Here is a 2,552-nt window from a genome sequence, read left to right as displayed (position 1 = left end):
CAAAATGATGGCGATGATGGAGAACCCCGATTTGCACACCCGCCCATTTCTCACCATATTCTTTCTGGGACTCCCGCCCCACGCGATACCGACATCCCGCCGCGGCCATGAGGTCTCCCTCGTATGTGGCGTCGATGAACACCGTTGCGGCGAACACCTTTCCACTCAGCATCCGAATCGTGCGGATTCGCCCCTCTTGTTTCACGACGCCCTTTTCCCGATCCAGCCACTCGTCCCGAAAAGTGGGGATTGAATATTCACGGACAAAATCTTCGAAAACCGCTTCCGCGACGTGAGGTTCGAAAATCCACATCGTGCGGCGTTCACCGTCGATCGCCGGAGTCCCCTGCCCCCGATTGCCGTATTCCTCCCGTTTCTGCCACTTCCAGGCTTCCGGCTTTTGATAATGTTTCCAAATACGGTGGTAAAACTCCCGAGCGAGCCCGCCGATCACAGCTTTATTGCCGGTATCAGTCCAGCCCAGACCACTGCTGGACATCCCACCGAGATGTTTCTCGGGACAGACAATCGCCACGCTCCGGCCCAGCATGCGGGCCTCAACGGCAGCCATCACACCCGCCGAAGTGCCGCCGTAGACGACAATGTCGTATTGATAGATACTCTGTTCTGCCGAAACACCGGTCCACTCAACCAGGGTGAGGACACCAAATACCCCAAGCAGCCGAAGCCATGCCATCATGGAAACTCTCCACCTGTATTGTCACGCTGATTCCGGGGAAAAACACTCGCGTGAGTTGCCATGATAACAAATTCTGCGCGGGCTCACCAGCATGTAAATCGGGGCGTTCATGGTACTTTAACCTGTGCATCCTGTTGCAATGAATTCTTCTCCGACTCACACTATAGAAAGCCTCCCGGTGAGAAAAGCGGCCGCCGCTTTGGATGAATCGGCTTTCAGGATATTACTCATGCCCCTGACACACGGGCCGAAATTAACCTCCGTGGCGTTTTACATCATGGAAAAGCTCGAAACAGCGGTAACCGTTCTGGGGAAGGTCAGCTCGAATCTGGGGAGGTCATGATGATGAACTGCGACAGATGGTGGAAAACCTGGGCGACGGTTGTCGGAGTATTGTGGTGGACCACCGGAATGGTGCCCGACGCTGTCGGTCAAGCGGCCGAGCAGTCCCGGCCCAACATCCTGTGGATCACCTGCGAGGATATCGGTCCCCACCTCGGCTGCTACGGTGATTCGTACGCCGATACGCCCAATCTGGACCGGCTCGCAGCCAAGGGCACGATTTACACCCGGGCGTGGTCCACGGCACCCGTCTGTGCCCCTGCCCGAACGGCCATCATCTCGGGAATGTATCCGAGCAGTACGGGGTCAGAACACATGCGGAGCCTGATCACACCACCAGAAGGCACCAAGTTCTATCCCCAATTTCTGCGAGAAGCGGGTTACTACTGCACGAATAACAGCAAAGAAGATTACAACCTTGAAAAACCCGGTCAGGTATGGGACGAGTCATCGAACAAGGCACACTGGAAGAATCGGCAGCCCGGTCAGCCGTTTTTTGCCATCTTCAACTTCACCGTAACTCACGAAAGCCAGGTGCGGCGACGCCCCCACGAATGGATTCACGATCCCGCCAAGGTCCGCGTCCCCACGTACCATCCTGATACGATCGAAGTGCGACAGGATTGGGCCCAGTATTACGACAATATCACGACCATGGACCGCATGGCCGGAGAAAAACTGAAAGAATTAGAAGAGGCGGGCCTGGCGGACGATACGATTGTATTTTTCTATGGGGATCACGGGCCGGGAATGCCGCGATGTAAACGATGTCCTTATAATTCGGGGCTTCAGGTACCGCTCATTGTTTATATCCCGCCGAAATTTCAACATCTGGCCCCGCCAGACTACAAGCCGGGTGGACGGTCGTCCCGGCTCGTGTCGTTTGTGGATCTCGGCCCCACACTTCTCAGCCTTGTGGGAATCAAACCGCCCGCCTATATGCAGGGACGGCCATTTCTCGGCGTTTACGCTGCGGAACCGTCTGCGTATCTGTTCGGTCTGCGCGGTCGGATGGATGAACGCTACGACCTGGTTCGCAGTGTTACGGATGGGCGATTTGTTTACATTCGGAATTTCATGCCCCATCTTCCCTGGGGTCAGCACGTCGAATATATGTTCGAAACTCCCACCACGCGAGTATGGAAGCAACTGTTCGATGAGGGGAAGCTCACCCCGGAACAGGCCTACTTCTGGCAGGTCCCCAAAGCCACCGAGGAACTTTACGACCTCGCAACGGATCCCGACGAAGTTCACAACCTCGCCGACAATCCCGCCTACCAGGAGAAGCTGAAAGAGCTGCGCACCGTCCTTCGCGAGCATATCCTGGAAACTCGCGATGTTGGTTTTCTACCAGAGGACGAAATTCATACCCGCGCTGGTAGTGGGTCGCCGTACCGGTATGGTCAGAGCAAGGAGTATCCGTTAGAGCGAATTCTCCAAATGGCGGAATTGGCCTCGGATCTGAAGTCAGATGCCGTTGATAAACTTGTTCAGGGTCTTCAAGATCCCG

The 2,552-nt window shown here is 55.6% G+C and carries 2 protein-coding genes; one reads left to right on the top strand and one right to left on the bottom strand.

Annotated features, from left to right (window positions below):
- Positions 1-700: FAD-dependent oxidoreductase (locus H5U08_RS15505; RefSeq protein WP_297035058.1), on the bottom strand; the 700-nt coding region annotated here is incomplete at its 3' end.
- A 339-nt stretch (positions 701-1,039) separates the two neighbouring features.
- Here H5U08_RS15505 and H5U08_RS15500 point away from each other — a divergent pair.
- Positions 1,040-2,552, top strand: a 1,513-nt coding sequence (locus H5U08_RS15500; RefSeq protein ID WP_297035056.1) for a sulfatase, incomplete at its 3' end; no start/stop codon positions are given.

The sequence above is a fragment of the Thermogutta sp. genome (assembly GCF_014359955.1).
Lineage (GTDB): Bacteria > Planctomycetota > Planctomycetia > Pirellulales > Thermoguttaceae > Thermogutta.
The sequence above is the reverse complement of the archived record's forward strand: the minus strand, read 5'-3'. Positions and strand labels throughout refer to the sequence as shown.